The sequence below is a fragment of the Thermopolyspora sp. NPDC052614 genome (assembly GCF_040678635.1).
Lineage (GTDB): Bacteria > Actinomycetota > Actinomycetes > Streptosporangiales > Streptosporangiaceae > Thermopolyspora.
Map to the genome: position 1 here is coordinate 108,621 of NZ_JBFATZ010000010.1, position 23,750 is coordinate 132,370.

General features: G+C 71.1%; 15 protein-coding genes. 7 read left to right on the top strand and 8 right to left on the bottom strand.

Features of this window, described 5'->3' with window-relative positions:
• Position 1 precedes the first annotated feature (1 nt).
• From AB0K60_RS22080 to AB0K60_RS22090, 3 genes are read left to right on the top strand one after another with little or no spacing between them, the layout of a single operon-like run.
• Positions 2-4,096: a protein kinase gene (locus AB0K60_RS22080; protein ID WP_364057889.1), complete on the top strand. Its 4,095-nt coding sequence runs from the start codon at positions 2-4 to the stop codon at positions 4,094-4,096.
• Positions 4,093-5,676 (top strand): hypothetical protein, encoded by a 1,584-nt coding sequence (locus AB0K60_RS22085; protein ID WP_364057892.1) that lies wholly within the window; start codon positions 4,093-4,095, stop codon positions 5,674-5,676. Before AB0K60_RS22080 ends, AB0K60_RS22085 begins: the two co-directional genes overlap by 4 nt.
• A 10-nt stretch (positions 5,677-5,686) precedes the next feature.
• Positions 5,687-11,122 carry a hypothetical protein gene (locus tag AB0K60_RS22090; protein ID WP_364057895.1) on the top strand — a complete coding sequence of 1,812 codons (5,436 nt, stop codon included), beginning with the start codon at positions 5,687-5,689 and terminating at the stop codon, positions 11,120-11,122.
• A gap of 168 nt (positions 11,123-11,290) precedes the next feature.
• On the opposite strand, the gene AB0K60_RS22095 is transcribed toward AB0K60_RS22090, so the two are convergent.
• Complete coding sequence (locus tag AB0K60_RS22095) at positions 11,291-11,809, bottom strand: pyridoxamine 5'-phosphate oxidase family protein (protein ID WP_364057898.1); 519 nt, start codon at positions 11,807-11,809, stop codon at positions 11,291-11,293.
• 163 nt (positions 11,810-11,972) lie between these two features.
• Here AB0K60_RS22095 and AB0K60_RS22100 point away from each other — a divergent pair, with 163 nt between their 5' ends.
• Together AB0K60_RS22100 and AB0K60_RS22105 are read left to right on the top strand one after the other, a co-directional pair.
• Entirely contained in the window at positions 11,973-12,554 is a 582-nt protein-coding gene (locus AB0K60_RS22100; protein ID WP_364057901.1) for a sigma-70 family RNA polymerase sigma factor, read from the top strand.
• Complete coding sequence (locus tag AB0K60_RS22105) at positions 12,551-13,414, top strand: hypothetical protein (RefSeq protein WP_364057904.1); 864 nt, start codon at positions 12,551-12,553, stop codon at positions 13,412-13,414. The genes AB0K60_RS22100 and AB0K60_RS22105 overlap by 4 nt, the downstream gene beginning before the upstream one ends.
• A 501-nt stretch (positions 13,415-13,915) precedes the next feature.
• Here the strand turns inward: AB0K60_RS22105 and AB0K60_RS22110 are convergent.
• From AB0K60_RS22110 to AB0K60_RS22135, 6 genes are all read right to left on the bottom strand, one after another.
• Positions 13,916-15,127 (bottom strand): ABC transporter permease, encoded by a 1,212-nt coding sequence (locus tag AB0K60_RS22110; RefSeq protein WP_364057907.1) that lies wholly within the window; start codon positions 15,125-15,127, stop codon positions 13,916-13,918.
• 32 nt (positions 15,128-15,159) lie between these two features.
• Positions 15,160-15,861, bottom strand: coding sequence for an ABC transporter ATP-binding protein (locus tag AB0K60_RS22115; RefSeq protein ID WP_364057910.1), 702 nt, complete (start codon positions 15,859-15,861; stop codon positions 15,160-15,162).
• The gene (locus AB0K60_RS22120; RefSeq protein WP_364057913.1) at positions 15,854-17,761 is read right to left on the bottom strand and encodes a peptidoglycan-binding protein; all 1,908 of its coding nucleotides are present in this window, start codon (positions 17,759-17,761) and stop codon (positions 15,854-15,856) included. Before AB0K60_RS22120 ends, AB0K60_RS22115 begins: the two co-directional genes overlap by 8 nt.
• 50 nt (positions 17,762-17,811) lie before the next feature.
• A complete protein-coding gene (locus AB0K60_RS22125) occupies positions 17,812-18,705 on the bottom strand; it encodes a hypothetical protein (protein ID WP_364057916.1) in 894 nt (297 codons plus the stop codon).
• A gap of 115 nt (positions 18,706-18,820) precedes the next feature.
• Positions 18,821-19,765 carry a hypothetical protein gene (locus AB0K60_RS22130; protein ID WP_364057919.1) on the bottom strand — a complete coding sequence of 315 codons (945 nt, stop codon included), beginning with the start codon at positions 19,763-19,765 and terminating at the stop codon, positions 18,821-18,823.
• On the bottom strand, positions 19,762-20,100 hold the full coding sequence (locus AB0K60_RS22135) for a PadR family transcriptional regulator (RefSeq protein ID WP_364057922.1): 339 nt from the start codon (positions 20,098-20,100) through the stop codon (positions 19,762-19,764). The genes AB0K60_RS22130 and AB0K60_RS22135 overlap by 4 nt, the downstream gene beginning before the upstream one ends.
• A gap of 94 nt (positions 20,101-20,194) precedes the next feature.
• On the opposite strand from AB0K60_RS22135, the gene ilvA reads away from it, so the two are divergent.
• Complete coding sequence (gene ilvA / locus AB0K60_RS22140) at positions 20,195-21,421, top strand: threonine ammonia-lyase (RefSeq protein WP_364057925.1); 1,227 nt, start codon at positions 20,195-20,197, stop codon at positions 21,419-21,421.
• A 37-nt stretch (positions 21,422-21,458) separates the two neighbouring features.
• On the opposite strand, the gene AB0K60_RS22145 is transcribed toward ilvA, so the two are convergent.
• Positions 21,459-22,853: a M1 family metallopeptidase gene (locus tag AB0K60_RS22145; RefSeq protein WP_364057929.1), complete on the bottom strand. Its 1,395-nt coding sequence runs from the start codon at positions 22,851-22,853 to the stop codon at positions 21,459-21,461.
• Positions 22,854-23,191: 338 nt separating this feature from the next.
• On the opposite strand from AB0K60_RS22145, the gene AB0K60_RS22150 reads away from it, so the two are divergent.
• Positions 23,192-23,704, top strand: coding sequence for an Lrp/AsnC family transcriptional regulator (locus AB0K60_RS22150; RefSeq protein WP_364058447.1), 513 nt, complete (start codon positions 23,192-23,194; stop codon positions 23,702-23,704).
• Positions 23,705-23,750: the final 46 nt, after the last annotated feature.

Consider the following 23,750-nt stretch of genomic DNA (forward strand, 5'->3'; position numbering starts at 1 on the left):
GATGGCGCAGATTCTCGGAGGCGGTCCCCCCGTCAACGAATCCGAGATAGCCGTCATTCGGGAACTTCGGGACAAAGCCCCGGATGACTGGCTGGTGCTGCACAACATCGAGATTTCGGTTCGCCGGGGCCGCCAGGAGTTCGACAAGTTCGAGGTCGATCTCATCGTCGTCACCGGCCACTCTGTTTGCCTCATCGACGTCAAGGGCACCCGTGGCCGCATCCAGGTCTCCGGCCGCCGGTGGTATCCCGAGCGGCGCGAGCCGTTCGGATCGCCGGTGGCGAAGCTGCGCGGGCACGCGCGGGCGCTGAAGGGGCAACTGACGCAGGGGCGGCCCGCCCTCTCCGGCGTCTACGTGGACGCGCTGGTGGTGCTGACCGCCGAAGACGCGGTGCTGTCCGACCAGAGCAGCCGTCCAGACGCCGACGCCCACGACGTGACCACGCTTCCGCTGCTGATCCGGACGCTCGGCGACCTGTCCCGTGTCCGCCAGGGCATGGCCAGGGACATCACCCCGTACCACCAGGCCATCAAAGAGGCACTGAACGCCACCGGGCGCAAGCCGTCCGGGCCGCTGCGGTTCGGCAACTGGCGGGTTCAGGAGCGGCTCGGCGGCACCGCCGAGGTCGTGGAGTACCGCGCGGTCAACGCGACCGCGCCGACGACGGAGACGGTCCTGCTGCGTGTCTACCGCGCGGACCCGTTCGCCGAGGAGGACGTGCGCGCCGCCGAGCGCATCGCGATCGCGAACGCCTACGAGATGCTGGCGAAGATGCCGCCGCACGAATGCATCGTGGGGCGGCGCGACTTCTTCGCCACCGAGGACGAGAGCCGGTTCGTCCTCGTCCTCGACGACACGGCCGGCCGGTCGCTGCGGGTCTGCCTCGACGACGTGCGGGAGCCGCTCTCCGCCGACGTCAAACTCCAGGTGATCCGCGACATCCTGCGCGGCCTGGCGCACGCGCACGGGCACCGGGTGCTGCACCGCGCGCTCTCCCCGGACACGGTGATGGTCACCCGGGCCGGACGGGCGCTGCTCACCGGATTCGACTACGCGCGCCCGGAGGATCCTCGGGCGCACACCGTGCTTGACCGGCTCGCGGCGGTGCTCGACCCGGCGTACGTGGCGCCGGAATGCCAGTCCCGGCCGCAGGCCGCCGGCCGCGCCTCGGACGTGTACGCGGCCGGAGTGGTCGCGTACCGGCTGCTCACCGGGGAGGTGCCGTTCGCCTCCAGCGCCGACCAGTTCAGCCAGGGGAGCGTGCTGCCCGCCCAGGTGATGTCCGACGCCGGGGTGCCGTCCGACCTCGCCGAGCTGCTGCAGCGGATGTGCGCCCTGGCCCCGTCACAGCGGCCCGCGGCGATCGAGGCGCTGCGGCGATTGCAGCGGATCCTCGGCGCGGGCGGCGGAGGCGGCGGCCGGGGCACCGGTCCGGCGGGTCGTACCGGCGGCGGAGACGGCACGCCCGACTATCGGAACCTGGCGGCGGGCTTTCAGCTCACGCAGAAGTACACGATTCGCAGGAAGCTCGGCTCGGGCTCGTTCAGCGTCGTCTACCAGGTGTACGACAACCTCGCCGCCGCCGACCGCGTGCTGAAGATCGTGCTGCGCGACCGGGAGTCGGTGATCGAGCGGCTGCGGCACGAGTACCAGATCCTGCTCGGCCTCGGCCCGCACCCGAACGTGGTGGCCGCACGCGAGGCCGACTACCTCGGCGGAGGGGAGACCGCCTACCTCGTCTTCGACTACGTCGAGGGCCAGGACGTCGGCGAGCTGGTCAAAGAACGCTCGCTCGGCCCGGCCGACACCGTCAAACTCGGCATCGACGTCGCCACCGGCCTCGCGTACCTGCACCGGCACGGCGTCTTCCACTGCGACATCAAGCCGAGCAACCTGCTGCGGACCGACCACGGCACCAAAATCATCGACTTCAACGTGTCGGCGCCGGTGGACTCCAGCCTGTCGCGAGTGGGCGGCACCGCACGCTATGCCCCGCCCGACACCGCCTCGGGGCCGCCAAGCCGCGAGGACCTCGCCGACCGCGACGTGTACGGCCTGGGCCTGACGCTCTACCAGCTCCTCATCGGCCGGTGGCCGTTCGCCTCGGTGCAGCCGGCGCTCGGCGAGGCGCCGATCGACCCGCGCACGCTGACCGGATCCGCAGAACTGTCCGACACCCTCATCGACACGGTGCTGCGGGCGATCTCCCCGTTGCGCGGCGACCGGTACCGCAGCGCCGCCGACTTCCTGGAGGCGCTGCAGGCCATCGGCCCGGTGCACAAGCCCAAACCCGCCCCGCCGCCCGAGGTCGTCCCCGTACGGCACGCCGACGGGGTCAACCCGTTCGTGGCGCACCTGCGGACGCTCTACAGCCAGAGCACGAGCAGCAACGTCGGCACCCGCGGCCACGACCCGTACAAGCTGTATGTGCACACGGCGCTGGACAAGCACCTCATCCGCGACGTTCGGGACGGCGCGTACCAGCTCGTGGTGATCAGCGGGAACGCGGGCGACGGCAAGACCGCCTTCCTTGAGGAGCTCATCGCCGACGCGAAGGAGCACGGCGCGCAGCCGGGTCCGGCCCGGAGCAACGGCGCGGACGTCCGGCTGCTCAATGGGCACTGGCTGCACACCAACCACGACGGCAGCCAGGACGAGGGCGACCAGGGCAACGACGAGGTGCTGCTGGACTTCTTCGCGCCCTTCGCCGGGTCCGACCCGGCCGCCGTGACCGGCGCGACCCGGCTGATCGCGATCAACGAGGGCCGTCTGGTGGACTTCCTCAGCACCCACGAGGAGCGGTTCGGCTGGCTGGCGCGCACCCTCCGCGACGGGCTGCGCGGCGTGAAGTCCGGCGACGGCGTCCTGGTGGTCAACCTCAACCGGCGCAGCGTCGTCGCCGACGAAGACGAGCTGAACGGGTCGATCTTCGATCGGATGCTGTCGCGCATGGCCGACCCGGCGTTCTGGGAGGCGTGCGACTCCTGCGAACTCGCCGCCACCTGCTATGTGCCGCACAACGCACGCACGATCGGCCACCCGGACGCCGGGCCGAAGGTGATCCGGCGGTTGAAAGAGCTCTACACGCTGACCCACCTGCGCGGCCGGATGCACATCACGCTCCGGGACCTGCGGTCCGCGCTCGCCTACATGCTCACCTCCGGCCGCTCCTGCGAGCAGATCCACGACCTCTACCGGGGCGACAACCCCGAGGAGATCTTGGACAGCTTCTACTTCAACAGTTGGGCGGGGACACCCGGCACCCGGGACCGGCTGCTGCGGCTGCTGCGCGAGGTGGACGTCGCCACCGTGCCGGAACCCGCGCTCGACCGGCAGATCGACTACGTCGGGCCGGACGCCGGGCAGGCGGTGATGACCGTCGACAACCGGGGACGCTACGACGTCCGGCTTCTGACTCAGCTCTTCGAGCGTCTGCCCCGGAGCACCGCGCCCACCCCGGACCAGGTCGCGCGGCACCGGCGGTATCTCGCCGCCGCCCGGCGGCGGTTCTTTTTCGAGTGCGTGGACGAGAAGCGGGCCAGGCGGCTGCTGCCGTACCAGACCGGGGCGTCCTTCATCGCGCTGCTCGACCGGCCGGAGGAGGCGGCCGGGCATCTGCCGGAGGTCATCGAGGCGATCAACCGCGGGGAGGGACTGCCCGACCCCGGGCGGCTGGGCGACGTGCTCGCGCTCCAGGTGCGGCAGGCGCCCGGCGGGACCATCCGAAGTTACCGGCTCTTCCCCGCCGAATCGCTCACGCTCTCGGTGAACGGGGCCGAGCCGTCGCCGTACCTGGAGCAGCAGCCGGACGGGCTGATCCTGGCCTACCACGGCGACGGCGGGCAGGTGGCGCGGCTGCACATCCGGCTCGACCTGTTCGAGCTGCTGCACCGGCTGCGGAGCGGATACGTGCCCGGCGTCGCCGAGAGGCAGGGCCTCTACCTGGGATTGACGATCTTCAAGAACGAGTTGTCGGCCGCGCCGTACCAGGAGGTGCTGCTGACCACCGGCGGCCACGAGCTCCGGCAGATCCGGCGGGAGGACGACGGACGGCTGATCATGCGGGTCGTCGAAGGCGGAGGTGACGAGCGGTGACGCTCAACCGGAACGACAAGGAATTCCGGCACCCGGGGGTCAGCTACCTGGACTACAAGCAGGTGGAGATGGACCGGGTGCTGACCGGGTTCCTGCCCCGGCTGCGGTGGGGCGGGTCGCCGAGCGTGCTCGCCCGGTCGGCGGATCTCACCGTGGACGACTTCGTGACGACGTTCCTTGAACACCCGGACCTGTTCGCCGGATTCGACAAGGACACCACGTATCGCTGGGCCGAGACGCATCTGCTGGACATCGTCAACCGGGGCAGGAGCGGGCAGGCCGTCGCCGGGCTGCGCCCGCTGCACGGATTCACCTACCGATTCCGCAATGCGCGCAGGTCACGGCCGTACGGCGCGGACGAGCAGCTCTACGCGACGATCTACCACGCGTCCGGCGGGCTCGGCCGCAACACCCTGGACTATCTCAGGGACTTCTTCTTCGCCGGGGTCGACTCGAACACCGAGACGCCGCTGCGCGGCCGGCAGATCGACGTGGAGACGCAGGCGCTGATCAACCTGTCCGAGGTGGTCCGCAAGGACATCGCCGACCGCCGGGCCTGGGACCGGGAACGCAGGTTCCACCCGCCGCTCTACCCGGAGGCCTCGAACCTGCTCGCCGAGGACATCGTCGACCTGCTGTTCCACAAGGACCTCATCCCCCGTTCCGTCCTCGTGGACTACCTCAAGATCCTGTTCGCGTTCCATCTGGCGCTCTACCACCTGCAGATCACCAAACTGCTCCCGGCACTGGTGCGCGGCGAGCATCCGCGGCCCGACGGCGGCTTCTTCCTCGACGTGGCGGGCATCCCGGGAACCGCCGCGGCGGAGCTGGCCGAGCGCAGTGCGGCGGTGTGGTTCGGGCGCATTCCCGATTTCGTCCGCGCCACCTTCGCGATCAAAAAGCTCGACGAGTTCGCGACCCATCTCGTCAAGCTGAACCGGCTCCGCAGACCCGTCGACGGCCTCTTCACCGTGCGCGACCTGCTGGCGCTGCTCGACGCGCCGTACAAGGAGGACAGGGAGAAGTTCGGCGCGGTCCGGCTGGAGGGCATCGTGGATCGGTCACAGACGGCCGACGAGGATCTCGACGCGACGATCGCCCAGATCATCGAGCTCGGCCTTGACACGTTCACGACCTACATCGAGGTCATCACGGCCTTCCGGGTGCGCTTCCACCGCAAGTACATCACCGAGTGCCTGGACACGCTGCTGCTCAAGAACCGGCCGGGCGCGATGATCGCCCAACCTCGGCGCGGGGAGCGGCGGTTCGTCCTCGACGCGCGCCTGCTCGAAGTACTGCTGCAGATCGCCCTGCTGCGGCAGGGCGGCGGCGCCGGGCTGCGCACCACGGCGATGCGGGTGGACGAGTTCCTGACCGTCCTGCGGGACCGGTACGGCCTGTACATCGACCGGCTGCCGCCGGGCGACGGGTTCGAGCGCCCGGCCATCACCGATTACGCGGCCCTGCGGGAGAACACCCAGGCGTTCACGGCGCAGTTGCGGGAGATCGGGTTCTACTCCGACCTGTCCGACGCGTACCTGACCCAGACCATCACCCCGCGCTACGTCGTCACGGACTGACGGGATCACGATGAGCACAGGACTTCGCGAACTCCTCGACTCCGAGCTGGAGGAGGCCCTGGAACGGGTGCTCGCTCCGCGGCTGTCGACGCTGCTCCAGGCCCGGCGGCCGGGGCACTGCGCGCGCACCACCGAGATCGGCGTCTCGCTCGCGGTGCGGCTGTGCCGCCGGGTGCGGTCGGCGGTCGGCGACTCCGCCCAGGTGCACGTGCTGGGGCAGCCGCCGCAGGTGTCCGGCGATGTGGCGGTTACCAGCACCAAGCTGGTCGAACTGCGTAACCCGGAGGGGGAGGAGCAGCGTCCGCCGCTGCTGGTGTTCGTGCCGCCGGGCACGCGGGCGAGCGCGGAGGACTCCTTCGATGTGGCCACGTTCGAGGAGGTGGCGCTGGGCGACGTGTACGGCGACCTCGCCGAGCGGCTGCTCGCCGAGGTGCCGGAGGAACTGCGCCGAGGGGTGGCGGACCTTCTGGGGTATCTGGACGACGAGGGCTGGCCGTACGCCGACGCCTCGGCGAAAGCCCGGTTCCTGCTGACCGTCCAGCTCAACGACTTCGACCCGATGGCCGCCGGGGCGGCCGTGTTCGAACTCGGGCTGGTGCCCGACTTCGACCTGTTCGACGACCCGACCCAGATCCGGACCCGGGCCGCGCGCAACCTCCAGCAGATGCGCGTCCTGGTCCGCGCCGACCGTCCGGAGCGGCAGCGGGTCATCGAGCTCGGCCTGACCGAGCCCGGGTTCCGCGCCAAACTGGCCGCGCTGCTGGCACAGACCGGAGTGGACAGCCCGCGAACCTGGACCCGCCGGATCGTGGTCGACCGGGCCAACTGGGGGCTCGCCTTCCAGCGCTGGCCGCTGCGCGAGGACGGGCCGACGGAGAAGGTCCGGATCACGGTCGGCGAGCTCGCACTGCCCCGGGTGGGGGAACAGCAGGGCGGTGAACTCGGGAACTATGTGGGGCAGAAGTATCTGCGCTCGGGCGCCGGCGCGCCCACCGTCCTCAACGTCCCCTTCACGGTCGATCCGGATCCGCGGCGGGTCGCCGGATTGACCAGGTTCGTCGTTCAGCTCGTCTCTGAGGAGGCGGGGCCGACCGGGGTCGCCGCCACGGTGCGGCCGGGCCGTGCCGGGAAGACCGGTTACACGGCGAAGCTGCGGAAGCTGCGCAGCGCCGACCTGGACCCGGGCTGGCACTACGTGCGGGTGGTTCCGCAGGACGACGAAGGCATCCCGCTGCCGGTGGAACAGTCCTACGACGGGGACCATCGGCTCAACGAGAGCGAGCGCTTCTACGTCGTGGCCGACGACGACGTCGACGAGCCGCCGGAGCGCCCGCGCGTCGTCAAGGACATCGGCCTCACCCAGGCGCTGCGGCGAATGCAGTTCAAGGCGCTGGAGGAACGCGGGGACTGGCGGGGGGTGCGCTGTCACGAAGTGGCCTGGAAACAGGAGCACGGCCCCGGGGAACGGGTGGTGCAGGCGTCCTTCGGCGGCCATGGGCAGGTCGAGATCACGCTGCCGGCGGCGCTGGTCGGGTTCGAGCAGCGCATCCTGGCCGAGCCGGAGCAGGCCCGTGCGTGGCGGCTGGCCGTCAAAGTCGACCAGGTCGAGGACCTGGACGGTGAGAACACTTCGTGGCCGGTCGGCGGCGGGGAGACCCTCGATCGGTTCCTTGAGGCGCGCGTCGCGATTTTCGCGGCGATCAGCGGTGACGACGGGCTGGTCGTCGAAGGGCGTGACCTGTCCCAGATACGCGAGCTCGCACAGGAGTACGCCGAGTCCTATGGCGAGTTGCTGAACCGGCTGCTCTACCGCGCCGAACGGGCGGACGACGGGCAGGTTCCCGGCATCCTCCATGACCTGACGCTGCTGTTGCGTCTCGACTGCGCGACCGTCGAATACGTCGATCCGCGCGGCGACCGGCGCGAGCTGACCTTGGTCGCGCCGACCCATCCGCTGCGGTTGCTGTGGCTCGTCACCTGGGCCGAGCTGGGCCACCGATGGCTGAGGGACGCCGACGGCCTCGACGCGAGCACCATCGCCGCCGCAGGCCGATCCCTGGCGGAGATAGCGCCGCTCGGGTTCCCGCTCGTCGTGCCGCGCATCGGCGGCGCACTCACGCTGGCCGCGGCCGACCTCACCCCCTACTGGGGCATCTGCCTGCCCGCCGAGACCGACGATCCGCGCGGGGTCATCGGCGGCCTGACCGCCGCCCTGGGGCTTCCCGAGCGGTGGACCGGCGGGGCCTCGGCCGTTCGGCTCGCCGACAGGGTCGAGCGATACCTGCGGCTCCACCCGTACGTCGGCACCCTGGTGATCAGCGCGGTCAATCCCGGCCGGGGTGAGCATCTGGCGGACATGCTCATCGAACTGCAACGCCGCAAAGGGCTGAAGGACATCTCCTACGATCTGCGGCTGTTCACCGCCGATCCGGAGCGACCGGACACCGGTGAGGCGCTGGCGCGGCTGCTGCGCGGGGAGTGGGGATCTCAGGCGGACGCCGAGACCTTCCACACCCGCACCCGGCCGGGTGAGGTGCCCAAGCTGGCGGTCGCCGTACGACCGCTCGCCGAATTCCGTTCTGCCGCCGGCGAGCACGCGACGCACATCACGATGCTGTTCGACGCCTTCAGCGGAGAGCGCTTCGACGCGGTGCCCGCCGTACGCGAAGGACTCGCGCCGGTGCACGGGCTCCAGCAGGACGTGACCGTCCTCTACGATCGCGAGGAGGATCCGGTCGCCTGGCGCAAATCGCCCAGGCACGGCCGATCCCACCCGATCCCCGGCGCCGCGGAGCTTTCCGATCTGCTTGCCGCGCTGCCGGAGACGATCTCCGTCGCGGCGTCCGCCGTCACCACCGGGCAGGTGGGAACACGGTCGGTGCCGCGGGTCACTCTCAGCCTCGACGTGGCCGACGGCACGCTGCTGCACCAAGCGCACCTCTCCAGCGACTGGGTCATCACCGTGGACCGCACCCTGGGGGTGGAGTACTTCGACAATCCAGGCAGCGCCCGCCGTCCCGACTACGTCATCGACGCCGACACCGCCGGCAGCGAAGGACTGGGCCACCACCTGGTCATCAGCTCCCGCTCGGTGGACGAATTGCGCACGCTGCTGGAGCCGGTGCTCGCGCAGCACGGCTTCCAGGTGGAGCCGCACCACACGGCGAGCTTCTTCGACCAGCTCAGGCTCTTGTCGGGGCAACTGGCGTTCAAGCTCGCCTCGGCGGCGGCCACGCAGCGGACCGAGGTCCTCGGGCTGGTCCTGGCCCGGCTGTACCTCGACTACCAGGGGGTGCTGGCCGACCAGATCCTCGTACCTCTCGACGCCCATCTGGAACTGCTGCGGGAGGCCCGGAGACGGGCGGACGAGGTCGGGGAGGCGGTGGGGCTGCAGCGGACCGACCTCGCGTTGTTCAGCCTCGATGCCAGGAGGCGGGTCATCACCTGTCGGCTGGTCGAGGTCAAGTGCCACAGCTCGCTCAGCGCGTACGAGCCGCTCAAGGACAGAATCGCCACCCAGTTGCGCCATAGCGAGCAGCGGCTGGCGGAACAGTTCGATCCGCATCGGACCCAGCCCGATCGGCCGGATCGCGTGCTGCGCAACGCCGAACTCGTCGCGCTGCTCCGGCCCTACCTGAGCCGGGCCGAACGGTACCGGACGATGCGGCCGGACGCGGTGGCCGAAGCACGGTGGCTGCTCAACTGCCTGGACCGGGGTTACCGGCTGGAGTTCACCAGGACCGGGCTCGTCTTCGACCTGGGCGGCACCGGCACGGGGATGGAGACGGAGGGTGGCGTCCAGTATCACCGGATCGGACGTGATCTCGCCGGAGAGCTCATCGCCGCCATCCCCACCGACATCCCGTCCCTGGACGACCTCACGGCGGGAAGCCTCAGCGATCTCAGCCTGACGTTGCCCCGGCTGAACGAGGCCGCGTTCCGCGCACCGGATCGCACCCACGACGTTCCCGCGGAGGGACCGCCTCCGGAGCCGGAGGACGATGAGGAGCCCGAGAGCCCGGTGGACGTCGAGGAAGCGGCGTCTGCTGACGTCGCCGAGGAGGCGAGGGTCCCGGAGGAGGCCGAGACGTCACAGGACGCCAAGGAACCGGGACGGCTCGGCGCGGAGCAGGACGCTCCGGCTTCCGCCTCATCCGGCCCCGTTCCAGACGATCCGATCACGCCGTCCGCGGATGACGTCCCCGCGTCGGAGAAGCCCGCGGATCGCCTGGCAGAGAAGGAGAGCCCGCTTCCGCCCGACGTCTACCTCGGTTCGGCCAAGGCGTCCCCTCAGTACGGGATTCTGGGGGACGCCATGGGCCGCCGAGTCGCCCTCGATCTCAACGAGACCCACACCATCAGCCTCTTCGGCGTGCAAGGGGGCGGCAAGAGCTACACACTCGGCTCGATCATCGAAGCGGCGTCCCTGCCCGCGCCGCCCGTCAACGAGTTGCCGCGACCGCTCGCCACCATCGTCTTCCACTACAGCCCGACCTTGGACTACGCGCCCGAGTTCACCAGCATGGTGGTGCCGAACGACGACGTCGAACAGGCGCGTCGGCTCCGGGAACGCTACGGCGTGGAACCGGCCGCGCTCACCGACGTCGTCATGCTCGTGCCGGAGGACCAACTGGAGCAGCGCCGGGCCGAGTACCCACGCATCCAGGTACTCCCGCTCAAATTCGCCTCCAGCGAGCTTCGGGCGGAGCACTGGCGGTTCCTCATGGGCGCCGTCGGCAACCAGTCGACCTACATCCGGCAGCTCCAGCGCATCATGAAGGCGCATCGCCGTAACCTGCGACTGGATGTCATCCGGCAGGCTGTCGCCGACTCCGCGCTCTCCGACAATCTCAAGCAGCTCGCGCAACAGCGCCTCGAACTCGCCGCCGATTACATCGACGACGACATGGAGGTGAAGCCTCTCGTCCGTCCCGGCCGTATGATCATCGTCGATCTGCGTGACGAGTTCATCGAGAAGGACGACGCGCTCGGACTCTTCGTCGTCCTGATGCAACTGTTCGCGGAGGCTCAGGATGACGGCAGGCGGTTCAACAAGCTGGTCGTCTTCGACGAGGCTCACAAATACATCGAAAGCCCCGACTTGGTGGATGGGCTCGTGGAGAGCGTCAGGGAGATGCGGCACAAGGGCATGAGCGTGCTCGTCGCCAGCCAGGACCCGCCATCGGTGCCGATCTCCCTGATCGAGCTGTCCAACCACGTCATCCTGCACAAGTTCACCTCCCCGGCCTGGCTCAAGCACCTGCAGAAGGCGAAGACCGCCCTGGCCGAACTGAACTCGGCGAAACTGGCCGCGCTCACGCCCGGAGAGGCCTATATCTGGTCGGGCGCCGCCACCGACGTCGCGTTCACCCAGGGGGCCGTCAAGGTACGGCTCCGTCCGAGAATCACCCGGCACGGCGGGGGGACACGTACCGCGATCGAGTAGCCCCGAAGGGGGACAGGCGCGTGCGTGGGCTGCCTGGCCGCAGTGCGTCCGTTGCGGCGACGCCTGCGTGCGCGCGCGTCGCCGCAACGGGCCCTCGCGCTGCCTGCGGCTCAGAAGTGGCGGACACTCATGCCCTCAAGCGGGTGGTCATGGGCGGTGACCGTTTCCTCACTTGGTGAGGAGCTTGTCGACGTCGGGAGCGTAGGCGGTCATCCACTGGGGATGCAGCCGGTAGTAAACGACCTCGTTGTCCCAGTCGAAGGCGTCGTCGCCGTAGAAGTCCTTGAAGTACGCGAGCAGCTCCGGCCAGTCCGCGGATGGTTCGCCGTGCTCGGGGTTGAGGATCTCCACGGTGCCGTGCGTGAAGACGCCCAGGTCCTCGCCGCGTAGGTGGGCGACGCTGGCGGCGGGGCGTGCGGCGAGGTGGCGGGCCTTGGCGGCGGTTCGGGACGTGCCGAAGTGCCACTTGCCGTGCAGGAAGTGACCGTCCGCGCCGCTGATGCGTGGCTCGCCCTTTGCGGTGACGGTGGACAGGGCGAGTGTGCACATGCCGGTCAGGATGCGGGTGAGCTGGTCGGCGGTCACGCTGCGACCGGTGAAGATCGAGCGGAGGTGGGTGGTGGAGCGGGACAGGGAGGCGTCGAGCAGGGACTGGAGTTCGTCGAGTTCTTCCGGTGTTTCACGCACGCTGACACTGTAGACAGGGGCACCGACGTTTTCGGGTAGGTGAGGGGTCGCGGTTCGGCGAGGTGGGATCGTCTAGGGGCGGGTTCGCGGGGTGGATGTAACGGGTTTTCCGTCTTCGTCCAAGTAGGGGCAAAGATCGGCGGATGACGGAAGGAGCGCGCTGGTGCGCCCCAGACACGCGGGGAAGAGGGAACGAGCGGCATTCGCTGAGGACCCCGCGGCTTTTGAAGCCTTCTACCGGCGCCACTTCGACGCGGTCACCCGGTTTCTGGCCAGGCGGGTCGCCGACCCGCATCAGGTCGCGGACCTGACGGCCGAGGTGTTCCTGGCCGTGCTCGATACGAGCCACACCTATCGGCCCGACCGGGGCAGCGAGATCGCATGGTTGTACGGCGTGGCGCACAACATCGTTCAGGCCGAGCGGCGGCGGGCCGCGCGTGAGCTCCGGGCGACCAGGCGGATCGCGGGGCGTCGGCTGCTCGACCAGGATGACGTGGCGCACCTTGAGGAACGAATCGACGCGGAAGCGCCGGCCAGGCGGGCCCTTCAGGCCATGGCGGAGCTGCCCGAGAGCGAACGGGTGCTGGTGGAGATGGTGGCCGTCGATGGGCTCACCGTCACCGAGGCCGCCGCCGTTCTCGGCATTCGTCCGGGTACCGCCCGGGTGCGGCTGCACCGCGCACGCCGCGCGCTCCGCGACGCTCCGGGCGTCGTTTCGCCGCTCGTCATGGAGGGACTCCAGTGAGCTTCGAGGAGAGACTGCTCGTGGAACTGAAGGCGCATCTGGTTGAGCGGGCCGGGGCTGAGGCCGACACCGTGGCCGGGAGCGGGGCCGACGCACGGGCCGGCAGCGGGGGCGGGGCCGAGGCCGGCGGGGCCTCGGCTCGGCGTCGCCGTATCGGTGGCCGGGTCGTGGCCGGGATCGGACTGCTTGGGGCCGCCGCCGTGGCGGCGGTCGCCGTACCGCTCCTGACCGGAACTCAGACGTCCGCGTACGCCCTGACCAGGAACCCCGACGGCACGATTCGTGTGCAGATCAACGAACTGCGCGATCCCGACCGGCTTGAGGCGGACCTGCGCGCCCAGGGGGTGGCGGCCGACATCGCCTACCTGCCCGAGGGGAAGAAGTGCGCCGCTGACGCCGACCCTGCACCCGGCGACCAGGTGGGGCAGCTAAGCACCGCCGACGACGACCGTACGGAGGGTGGCGCGCACGGCGTGACGACACCCGGCGACGAGCCGGGCGAGGGAGCGGCCGGGACGCCACAGGAGAGGCGTGGCGTCTCCGACCAGGTCACGACTGGAGCCGGGCCGCGGCGGGGCGACGAGGACGGCGGGCCGGGCGGCCCGGACGACAAGGTGACCCATCGCCACGAGGCGGAGGCGGGGGGCGGCGCCCCGGAGACGGAGAGCTTCGGTGCCGGGGACGCGAAACCTGCGGTCGAGCCAAAGAGCGCCAACGTCTTCCTGATGTCGCCGGAGTCGCTCAAGCCTGGGCACACCGTGGTCCTGCGTCTCACCGAGAATAAGGACAAGACCTCCTATTCCCTCCGTTGGTGGGTGACCGAGGGGCCTGTCGCTCCGTGCAAAGTGGTGGCGGGCTAGAGCGATGTCCGCGGACGTTCACCGGGGCGGGCCGTCCGCTGATATCGGACGGGGATGTACGTCGGCGCGCCGTCGCGGTGCCCGGAAGGCCGCGGCGAAGCGACGCGGTCCCGGCATCAGCCGTTCACGCCCAGGGGCCGCCGAGGGAAGAAAAAGGAGAAAAAGGGGGGAAGAGCCGATCGCTTTGCTCGCCGGACGAGAAAAACCGCTTCGCGCGTGATCGTCGGCCGGACGGGTAAGTGATCGCGATGGCCCGTGCCGTACGGCTAGCGCGAGGACGTACGGCACGGGCCGCCCGGCGGGAAGTCGCGGCGGGCCGGCGGGCGCGCGGTGAAGGCGGGCGCGCGGTGAAGGCGGGCGTGCTCACAGCCGGAAGAGCGACTTCGGGGAGAGGCGCTGCCGACGTCATGTGCGCTGAGAGCGCCGCCAAGGTCGTCGCCGAGGTGCCCCTCCGGTCCAGGAACGTCCGGAGGGGCACGGCCGCCGGGGCCGTCGTCACGATCAGCGCAGGGCTTCCACGGGTTCCAGGCGGGCTGCGCGCAACGACGGGTAGAGGCCGGCGAGGAGGCCGACCAGGGCTCCGGCGACGGGAGCGGCGACGGCGAGGCGGATGTCGAGGAGCGGGGTCCACTGTCGGGCTGCGGAGATGGCGACGACGGAGACGATGCCGAGGCTCGCGCCGATCACGCCGCCGGCGAGGCCGACGAGGGTGGACTCCAGGAGGAACTGGGCGGCGATGTGGCGGCGGGCCGCGCCGAGGGCGCGGCGCAGGCCGATCTCGGCGACGCGTTCCATCACGGTGACCAGGGTGACGTTGGCGATGCCGACCGCGCCGACGACGAGGGAAACCAGGCCCAGCACGAGGAACAGGCCGTTGACGTCGTCCTGGACGGCGTCGCGGGCTCTCGTGGGGGTGGGCGGCACGATCACCTGGAGTTCGGCGGCGTGAGCGGGGCTGAGGGCGAGCGGCGCCTGGCGGGCGATCAGGTCGGCGGCGCCCAGGCTGGTGCCGATCAGTACGCGGGTGACGTCGCGTAGGCCGAAGTCGGCGCCGATCGTGGGCGGCACGATGACCGCGGTGGACAGGACGCGCTCGCGTTTGAGATCGCCGAGGATGCCGATGACGGTGTAGGCGCGGCCCCGGATGAACACGGCGGGCAGATTCTCCAGGCGGGCGACTCCGAGCATCCGGGCGGCGTCCTCGCCGAGGACGACGACGCGGTCGCGGCGGGCGATGTGCCCCGCGTCGAAGAAGCGCCCCCGTAGCAGGCGTCCGTGTGCCGCGTCGGGGAGTTCGGGAGTCGCGGCGACGACCGCGAGCGTCTGGTCGGCGACCCGGGTCGGGTCCACCAGGGTGTTGGAGCGTACCGCCAGGCCGGAGCTCTCCCCGGTCTGGGCGATCGCGGCGGCGGAGACCACCCCGCGCAGGCGGGTCAGTGCGCCGGGGGCGTCCCAGCCGATCAGCCGGTCGCCGTTGTCCGGCGCCTCGACGGTGACCGTGGTGGCGGTGAGCTCGCCGAACCGGCCGACGATCTGGTTGCCCGCCGTCGCCGCCACGCCGAGGGTCACCACCAGTGTGGTGATTCCGATGACCGTGCCCAGGGCTGTCAGGGCCGTGCGCGCCGGCCGGGCGAGGAGCCCGGCGATCGCCTCGGCGAGGAGGTCGCGGGCATCGGTCCGGTCCCCGCCGGGTGGTGTTCGCTTCGCGTTCACGTTTGTCCTCCGTTGGTCCCGCGGCGCGTCCGTCATCCCTCGGTGAGGGTGCCGTCGATGATGCGGACGCGGCGGTCGGCGCGTTCGCTGACCTGGTCCTCGTGGGTGATGACCACGATCGTGTGCCCCTGGTCGCGTAGTTCGTCGAACAGGTCGAGGATCAGGCCGGTGTTGCGGCTGTCGAGGTTGCCGGTGGGCTCGTCGCACAGCAGCAGGGACGGCTGCCGCACGATCGCGCGGGCGACGGCGACCCGCTGGCGCTCCCCGCCGGACAACCGTTCGGGCGGGAAGTTCGCCCGATGGGTCATCCCGACCCTGGCGAGCGCGGCCTCGGCCCGGTCCCGGCGGCCTGAGCGCGGCCCCCCGCCGTAGATCATGGCGATCATCACGTTCTCCAGCACGGTGCGGCGGGGCAGCAGGTGGAAGGACTGGAAGACGAACCCGATCCGGTGCCCGCGCAGCCGGGTCCGCGTGCCGTCCCGCAGCCCGGTCGTCTCGATGCCGTCCAGCTCGTACGAGCCCGATGTCGGCCGGTCCAACAGGCCGAGCGTGTTGAGCAGGGTTGACTTGCCCGAGCCGGACGGGCCGACGACGGCCAGGTAATCGCCCCTGCGCACGCGCAGCGAGACGTGTGAGAGCGCGTGCACCGGAGGCTCGGCGGGGAACACCCGGCAGACATCGTGCAGGCGGATCACCTCGGGCTCGGTCACCGTGCTCCGGTCCGGCTCAGGCATTGCCCAGCACCACCCGGTCGCCTTCCTTCAGCGTCCCCGGGGAGACGGGGGTGACCTGGACCTTGCCGTCGGCGGTGAGACCGGTGCGTACCTCGACGTCGCGGGTCCGGTCGGGGGCGTACTCCACCCGCACCCGGGGTTTGCCGTCGGCGGAGGTGACGACCGCGGCGACCGGGACGGTCAGGACCTTGCCCCCGGTCGCCCCCACCGCGATCCGCGCCGTGACCGCCGCGCCGACGAGCGGCCGTAGCCCTTTCGACGACGCCGGCGTCAGCAGGACGGGTTCGGAGCTCAGGTCGGGACCCTCGCGCTCGGTGTCGGCGCCCGCGTCGGGGCCCGCGTCGGGGCCTGCGGAGTCCTCCGTCGTGGTGGCGGCGGAGCGGGCGTCCGCGCCGACGGCGGTGAGCACGGCGGGGAACGACCGGTCGTCGTCGACCACGATCGTCGCCGGCATCCCGGCCCGGATGAGTCCGGCCTCCTGGATGTCCACCGAGCCCGTCACCATGAAGGACGCGCTGGTGACGACCCCGACCCTGCCCTGTACGGTCTCCCCGGCCCGCACCTCGACCTTGTCCAGCCGGGCGGGCAGGTCGGGCAGGAAGACGATCTCGCCCGGCGGGACGCTCAGGCCGTACCCGCGCTCGTACTCGGCGAGGATCTCGCGGGCGCTCGCCAGATTCTTCTCGCCGTTGCTCACCTTGAGCCGCAGCGCGCCCGGGTCGCGGGCCTGCCGGAGCGCCTGCTCGGCGGTGAGCACGGCCTCCTTCGCGGTGCGCGTCGTCTTGCGCAGCTCCTGTAGTCGCTTCGCGTGCGCCGCGGTCGCCTGTTCCTCGAAGGCCGCCAGGGCGGCCTCGGCCGAGACGAGGTTCCGCTCCGCGGCGAGGACGGCGGCGCGGAGCTGCGTGAGATCGCCACCGGGCGGGGTGGCGGGCGGGGTGGCGGACGGCGTGGGCTGGGGAGCGGGCCCAGGGGTGGGCCGGGTGGTGACGGATCCGGTCGGGGAGGTGGCGGTTACGGCGGTGGCGGCGCCCGCCTGGGCGAGCGCCTGCCGGGCGGTGTGCAGGTCCTCCCGTGCCGTCTGTACGGCCCGGCGCAGTTCCTCCCGCCTGGCCGCGTCCTCCGGGCTCATCGTCCGCGACTCCGCGGCCGCGAGGTTCCGCTCGGCGTCCCGCAGGTCGGCGCGGGCGTTGGCGAGCCTGGCCTTGAGCACGGACAGGTCGCCCGCCTCCTTGGCCGCCTTCCGGTCGGCGCGCAGGGTCTCCCGCGCCGTGCGCACCGCCCGGCGCAGCTCGGCCAGGGTCTGACGCTCGCCGAGCGAGGGCTCCTGGGCGCGGTAGCCCTTCTTCGCGTACCACCTGCGCACGGCGTCCGCCGTCGCCCGGTCGAACACGCCCGACACCCGGCCGCCGAACCCCAGCCGGCGCAGCGCCCGCTGAAGCTGCCGGACGTCGGCCCCCCGGGCGCCCGGCGTGATCGTCCGGTACATCGGCACCGTGCCCTTGAGCGCGAACACCGGCCGCCCGTCGACCTCCATCAGCGCCGTGCCCTCGGTGAGGCGGCCGGTGCGCGGGGCCCGGGTGACCCGCTGCCCGCCGCCCGCCGCCGCGCCGAGCACCCCGCCGCCCGAGCCGCCGCCCGAGCCGCCGCCGTCTGCGCCGCCCACGGCTCCCGCGAGCACGACCGGTACCGGCGAGCCGTACTCCAGCCGGCCGCTCACCGCGACCGTGCTGGTCAGCTTCTCCCGCGTCACCGCCGCCGTGACCAGCGACGGCGCGGGTGGGCGGCGTGCGGCGGCCTCGTCGGCGGGGGAGCGGAGCCGGGCGCCCACCGCCCAGGCCACCCCCGCGATCACGAGGACCGCCACCGCGACGCCGCTGAGCAGGCGACGCGCCGGCCTCATGGCCGCCCCTGCGCGCGGGGCGTCCCGCCTGGTCTCCCGAGCACCGGTCCCTACCCTTCCAGGCCATACTCGACGTAGGCCCGGTGCTCGATCTCCGCCGATTTCGGGGCGTAGACCGGGTAGAACTCCCTGCCGCACTCCAGGTCGTCCCGGGCGTCCTTGATCTCCCGGGTGAGGTACGGCCGAGCCTCGTCGGCGGTCATGTCGGGCACGACGATGACGTTCTCGTTGCGCCTGGCCTCCTCGGGCGCCGTTCGCTGCCGCCTGCCGACCCGGTTCAGCTCCGCGTTGAAGGTGGTGACGCCGCGTTCGCCGAGGGCCGACGGGGTCACGGAGCGGATCGCGTACCCCTTGGCCTTCAGACAGCTCCCCATGGCCGCGGCGAGCTCGACGAGCCGCGGATCCCCGTCCAGTTCACGGGTCTTGAGCTGCGCGATGCGGGCGTTGACCTGGTCGTTGCGGTCGAACATGGAGGTCACGTCCTTGCCGGTGACCTGTTTGACCGCCTGGTTGTCGCAGGCGTCGTGGGCGGCCTGGTACGCCCGCCGTTGCGCGTCGGAGAGCGATCCCTGGATCCGCAGGTTCGGATCCACGGGGGGATTGCCTCCCGGTTTGACGGACGGGTTGCCGAACTCCAGCGGATAGACCAGCAACGCCCAGACCCCGTATCCGTACTTGTCGCGGAACGCCTTCATCGCGTCGTAGTCGCCTGAGCCGCGTTTACGCTCCTGCTCGGTCGGCTCGCGCGGCGGGGCGACCCAGGGGACGTACTTGAAGCCCTTCTGCTTCATGCAGTCGGCGACGATCGCCTGAATGCGGTACCGCCGCTCCTGGCCCTTCGGGGTCGGGGACTCGGCGGGCTCGGCGGCCGAGGCGTTTCCGCACGCGGCGAGGAGGGCCAGGGAGAGGGCGGCCACGGCGGCCGAGGAGAGTCGTGCGGACATGCGTGCCTCCATTCGGTTGCGGGGCATGGTCGATCAGGCGTGCGTCGCGCGGCGACGTCGCCGAAGAATCGCCAGAGGTGGGAAAGGGACCGGTCGGCGTTCGCGACCGGAACGGTCAGAGCAGGACGCGTCGCCGGGCGCGGAGGGGGATGGCCGCCGCCGTGAGGGCGAGGAAGGCCAGCAGGCCCCAGTGCGACAGGTCATCGCGCTGGAGTTGGGGGCCGTTCTCGACCAGGAGCACGAGTGTGACCAGCAGGTACGTCCCGCCGGCGATGGCCCAGCGCGGGTCGCGGGCCACATGCCCGGCCCAGATCGCCAGGCCGAACAGCGCGATCTCCAGCCCGACCCGGGCCACGGCGCGCGGGGAGGCGGCCGTGAGCTGGAGCCAGGCCGGTTCGGTGACCGCGATCGCCGGTACGGCGAGCCACCACCATGGCGATCGGGTGCGCGCCGGCCCACCGCGCAGCGCGAGCGTCAGCAGGGCGGCGAGCAGCAGGGCGTACCCGGTCACCGGGGCGATCGGGCCGCCGACGGCGTGCAGAGCGGAGACCTGCCACACCGTGATCCCGGGCAGGAGGGTGTCGGGGTCAACCGGCAGGAGGGTGACGCCCAGCAGCGGCACCCCCATGGCCAGGCCCGCCGTCTTGACCCCGGTGATCGCCACCAGGGGGATCGCGCTCCGGGCCCATCCGCGCAGGACGGCCAGCAGGGTGAGCGCCGATAGCGTCGTCCAGAGCGGGACAGAACCGGCGTATCGCACCAGCGTCGCCAGGTTGAGCACGGCCAGCACCGTCGCCCCGAGATGAAGGCCGTCGGCCCACGCCGGGCCGGCGGCGGCCTGCACCGCCCGGGTGCGCAGGCCGCCGGCGATCAACGCGGCCGACTCGCGCGGCGAGGGGAGCGACCGGCCCGGCTCGGTGCCGTCCAGGATGGTGCCGATCAGTTCGTCACCGTGCCCGGCCCGGTAGCCGGGCGGGTAGGCGAACAGCAACCGTCGGTACCGGTGCTCCAGCTTGGCGAGCCGGGCGCCTCTCCCGCGCCGCTGTTCGGCGATGTTCACGCGAACGCCCCGCCCGCCTCAAGCCGGCCGGTGACGACGGACGCGGCCTGCCGCATGCGCCCGGCCTCCTCGATCACCATGTGGCGGCCGTCGTCGGTGATCCGGAAATACCGCCGCTGACGCCCGTCGACGATCTCCTCGCGATCCACTGTGATCACGTTGTTCGCGGCCAGCCGGTCGAGCGCGCCATACAGGGTGCCGACGGCCAGGCGGACGCGGCCCTCGGAGAGGTCCACCACCCGCTTGATGATGCCGTGTCCGTGCAGCGGTCCATCGAGCAGCGCGGCCAGGATGAAGTACGTCGGCTCGCTGAGTACGGGCTTTCCCTTTGCCATGGCACACGACGATACTTCGCGGCGCGAAGTATGGCAACCGCCTGGCGGGAAGCTGCGGCGGGCCGGGCGGGCGTTCGCGTGGGAGACTGCGGGCATGGAGCAACCACGGGGGACCCGTCAGGTGACGTACGACGACGTGGTCGCCGCCCGGGAACTGCTGGACGACGTGATCGTGCGGACTCCGATGCCGCATTCGCGTTATCTGTCCGAGTTGATCGGCGGTCCCGTCTACCTCAAGTGTGAGAACCTCCAGCGGGCCGGCTCGTTCAAGATCCGCGGGGCGTACGTGCGGATCTGCCGGCTGAGCGAGGAGGAGCGGGCGCGCGGCGTCGTCGCGGCGAGCGCCGGGAACCACGCGCAGGGGGTGGCGCTCGCCTCCGGGCTGGTGGGCGCGAAGGCGACGGTCTTCATGCCGGAGGGCGCGCCGCTGCCCAAGGTCGAGGCGACGCGGTCGTACGGCGCGGAGGTGATCTTCGCCGGGCAGACGGTGGACGTGGCGCTCGCCGAGGCGATGAAGCACGCCGAGCGTACCGGCGCGGTGTTCATCCACCCGTTCGATCATCCGGACGTGGTGGCCGGGCAGGGCACGATCGGGCTGGAGATCATCGACCAGTTGCCCGGCGTGGGCACGATCGTGCTGGCGATCGGGGGCGGGGGGCTCGCGGCCGGGGTGGCGCTCGCCGCCAAGTCGCTGCGGCCGGGGGTGAAGGTGGTGGGCGTGCAGGCCGAGCGGGCCGCCGCCTATCCGCTGTCGCTCGCTGCGGGCCGCCCGGTGTCGGTCGAGCCGGCCTCGACGATGGCCGACGGCATCGCCGTGGGGCGGCCGGGGGACCTCACCTTCGAGATGATCCACTACCTGGTCGACAACGTGGTGACGGTGTCGGAGGAGAGCCTGTCGCGGGCGCTGCTGCTGTGCCTGGAGCGCTCGAAGCTGGTGGTGGAGCCGGCCGGGGTGGCGGGCGTGGCGGCGCTGCTCGATCAGCCGCACATGTTCGAGCCGCCGGTCGTGGTGGTGCTGTCGGGCGGCAACATCGACCCGCTGCTGCTGTCGAAGGTGCTGCGGCACGGCCTCGCGGTCGCCGGGCGGTTCCTCGCCTTCCGGATCCGGCTCGCCGACCGGCCCGGCGCGCTCGCCACGCTGCTGACCCGCCTGGCCGATTTGGGCGCGAACGTGCTCGACGTGGTGCACGAGCGCATGGGCGTCCGGCTGCGCATCGACGAGGCGGAGGTGCTGCTGCACCTGGAGGTCAAGGGACCCGACCACTGCGAGGAGGTGCTGTCGGCGCTGCGCGGCGACGGCTACAAGCTCATCTTCAGCTGACGGTACGGCTCCGCCCGGGTCGCCTGGCAGGTACGGCTCAGCTCAGGCTGGGTCGGCCCGCCTTGAACAGCCAGGCGTCGAAAAGGTCGTCGAGCTGCTGCCCGGACACCCGCTCGGCCATCTCGATGAACTCCTCGGTGGTGCCGTGGCCGTACTTGTGCGTGGTCGCCCATTCCCGCAGCAGGGTGAAGAAGTGCCGGTCGCCGATCTTCTTGCGGAGGGCGTGCAGCGTCATGCCGCCCCGCGTGTACACCGACTGGTTGAACAGGTCGTCCTTGCGCGCCACGCCCGGCGGGTAGTCCCAGATCGGGCTGCGCGGGATCTGGTAGTAATTCTGGAAGGTGGTCTCGGCGGTGGCCGTGCCGGTGTGCTCGCCCCACAGCCACTCGGCGTAGGTGGCGAAACCCTCGTTGAGCCACAGGTCGCGCCAGCGCTTGATGCTCACGCTGTCGCCGAACCACTGGTGGGCCAGCTCGTGCGCGATGATCGACTCGTCGGGGTCGAAGCCGCCGTAGATCGGCTTGGTCTGGTTCTCCAACGCGTACCCGGCGTTGAAGTCATCGACGATGGCGCCGGTGGAGTCGAACGGGTACGGGCCGAACACCTTCGACCAGTAGTCCGTGATCTTCGCGCTCGCGGTGTACACGGTGTCAAGCGTGTGCGCGTACGCCGGGTCGGTGGCGGTGTACGTGGGAATGCCCGCCTCGCTGGTGCCGGTGCGCACCTTGAACTTGCCGAGCGTCATCGTGGCGAGGTACGTCGTCATCGCGTGCCGTTCCCGCCAGCTGAACGTGGTCTTGCCGTCCTTGGTCGTCGGCGGCTCGGTCTGCTCGCCGTTGGCGATCGCGGTGACGCCCTCCGGAACGGTGATCCGGAAGTCGAAGGTGGCCTTGTCGAGGGGGTGGTCGTTGCCGGGGAACCAGGTCTTGGCGCCGTTCGGCTGGCAGGCGACGAACGCGCCGTCCTTGGTGGGGACGAAACCGTAGGTGCCGAGCGTGCCGGGGTTGTCCACCGGGTGCGGCACGCCGCCGTAGGCGACCTCGACCGTGAAGTCGGCGTCCTGCTCCAGCGGCGCGGCCGGGATGACCGTGAGCTCGTCTCCGGAACGTTCCATTCGGGCCGCCGCGCCGTTCACGGTGACCCGGTGCACGGTGAGCCCGCGCAGATCGAGGTTGAACCGCCCCAGCCGCTGTACGGCTCGCGCCCGAATCCCGGCCGTGCCCTCCAGCCGTCGCGTGGACGGCGTGTAGGCGAGCCGCAGATCGTAATGCGCGACGTCGTAGCCGCCGTTGCCGTCGGTGGGGAAGTCCGGGTCGCCGATGCCGGGGGCGCCCGCCGCGGCCTCGGTGGTGGCCCGCGGGGCGCTCTCGCCCTTCGAGGCCGCGCAGGCCGAGCCGGTCAGGGCCGTCGTCACGACGAGGGCGGCCGACATGGCGGACCTCAGCCGCCGCCTGCCCGCGCGCCTGTCCGGCCCCGGCGAGGAGGCCGCCGGGTTCGCCCTGCGGGGGACTCGCGCCCCTGTTCTGTTGTTCGTACCGGGCCGGGCTTGTCCGTCGCCTCCCTCGGCGAAGGAGGGCGGCAAGCCGCTTGCTTCAGGAAGCGGAGGAATCACGTCAGGTAGCCTATGCGCTGCCGGGCACCGCCCAGGGCACCTGCGGCCGGTGTTTCGGTGAGCTTTGCCGTCGGCGTCTCGGGCGGGCCGCGCGTACCCGGGGGACGGTTGCGATAATTGCCGACAAGGAGCGCAAGCCGTTCGAGGGGGAGGTCCGCATGACCGTGGACCAACTGGACGCGCGGCTGATCGCGTTGCTCGCCGCCGAGCCCCGGCTGGGGGTGCTGGAGTGCTCGCGGCGGCTGCGGGTGGCGCGGGGGACCGTGCAGGCGCGGCTGGACCGGCTGATGGCGCGCGGGGTGATCACGGGTTTCGGGCCGCAGGTGAATCCGGCGGCGTTGGGGTATGGGGTAATGGCGTTCGTCACGCTCCAGATCCGTCAGGTGAGCGGCCACGATCCGGTCGCGGACCGGTTGGCGCTCATACCGGAAGTGCTTGAGGCGCACACGATCACGGGCGCGGGTGACATGCTGTGCCGTGTGGTCGCGCGCAGCAACGCCGACCTGCAGCGGGTTATCGACCTGATCGTGGGCATCGAGGGCGTCGTGCGTACCTCCTCGGTGATCGCGCTCGACACGCCGGTGAGCTACCGCGTGCTTCCCCTGGTCTCCGCACAGGCAGGCGTCGCCCGGTCGATCGACGGCAAAGACCTGACAAAGAGCACCAAGTAGTCGTTTGCAGGCGGTTGGGTCCGTAAAGGCTCTTTTAGCATCAAGA

Coding starts and splice junctions, on each gene's coding strand:
- AB0K60_RS22120 (WP_364057913.1), bottom strand. CDS start 17,761: ATGAGGCCGGCGCGTCGCCTGCTCAGCGGCGTCGCGGTGGCGGTCCTC.
- AB0K60_RS22080 (WP_364057889.1), top strand. CDS start 2: ATGGCGCAGATTCTCGGAGGCGGTCCCCCCGTCAACGAATCCGAGATA.
- AB0K60_RS22135 (WP_364057922.1), bottom strand. CDS start 20,100: ATGGCAAAGGGAAAGCCCGTACTCAGCGAGCCGACGTACTTCATCCTG.
- AB0K60_RS22090 (WP_364057895.1), top strand. CDS start 5,687: ATGAGCACAGGACTTCGCGAACTCCTCGACTCCGAGCTGGAGGAGGCC.
- AB0K60_RS22125 (WP_364057916.1), bottom strand. CDS start 18,705: ATGTCCGCACGACTCTCCTCGGCCGCCGTGGCCGCCCTCTCCCTGGCC.
- AB0K60_RS22115 (WP_364057910.1), bottom strand. CDS start 15,861: ATGCCTGAGCCGGACCGGAGCACGGTGACCGAGCCCGAGGTGATCCGC.
- ilvA (WP_364057925.1), top strand. CDS start 20,195: ATGGAGCAACCACGGGGGACCCGTCAGGTGACGTACGACGACGTGGTC.
- AB0K60_RS22150 (WP_364058447.1), top strand. CDS start 23,192: ATGACCGTGGACCAACTGGACGCGCGGCTGATCGCGTTGCTCGCCGCC.
- AB0K60_RS22145 (WP_364057929.1), bottom strand. CDS start 22,853: ATGTCGGCCGCCCTCGTCGTGACGACGGCCCTGACCGGCTCGGCCTGC.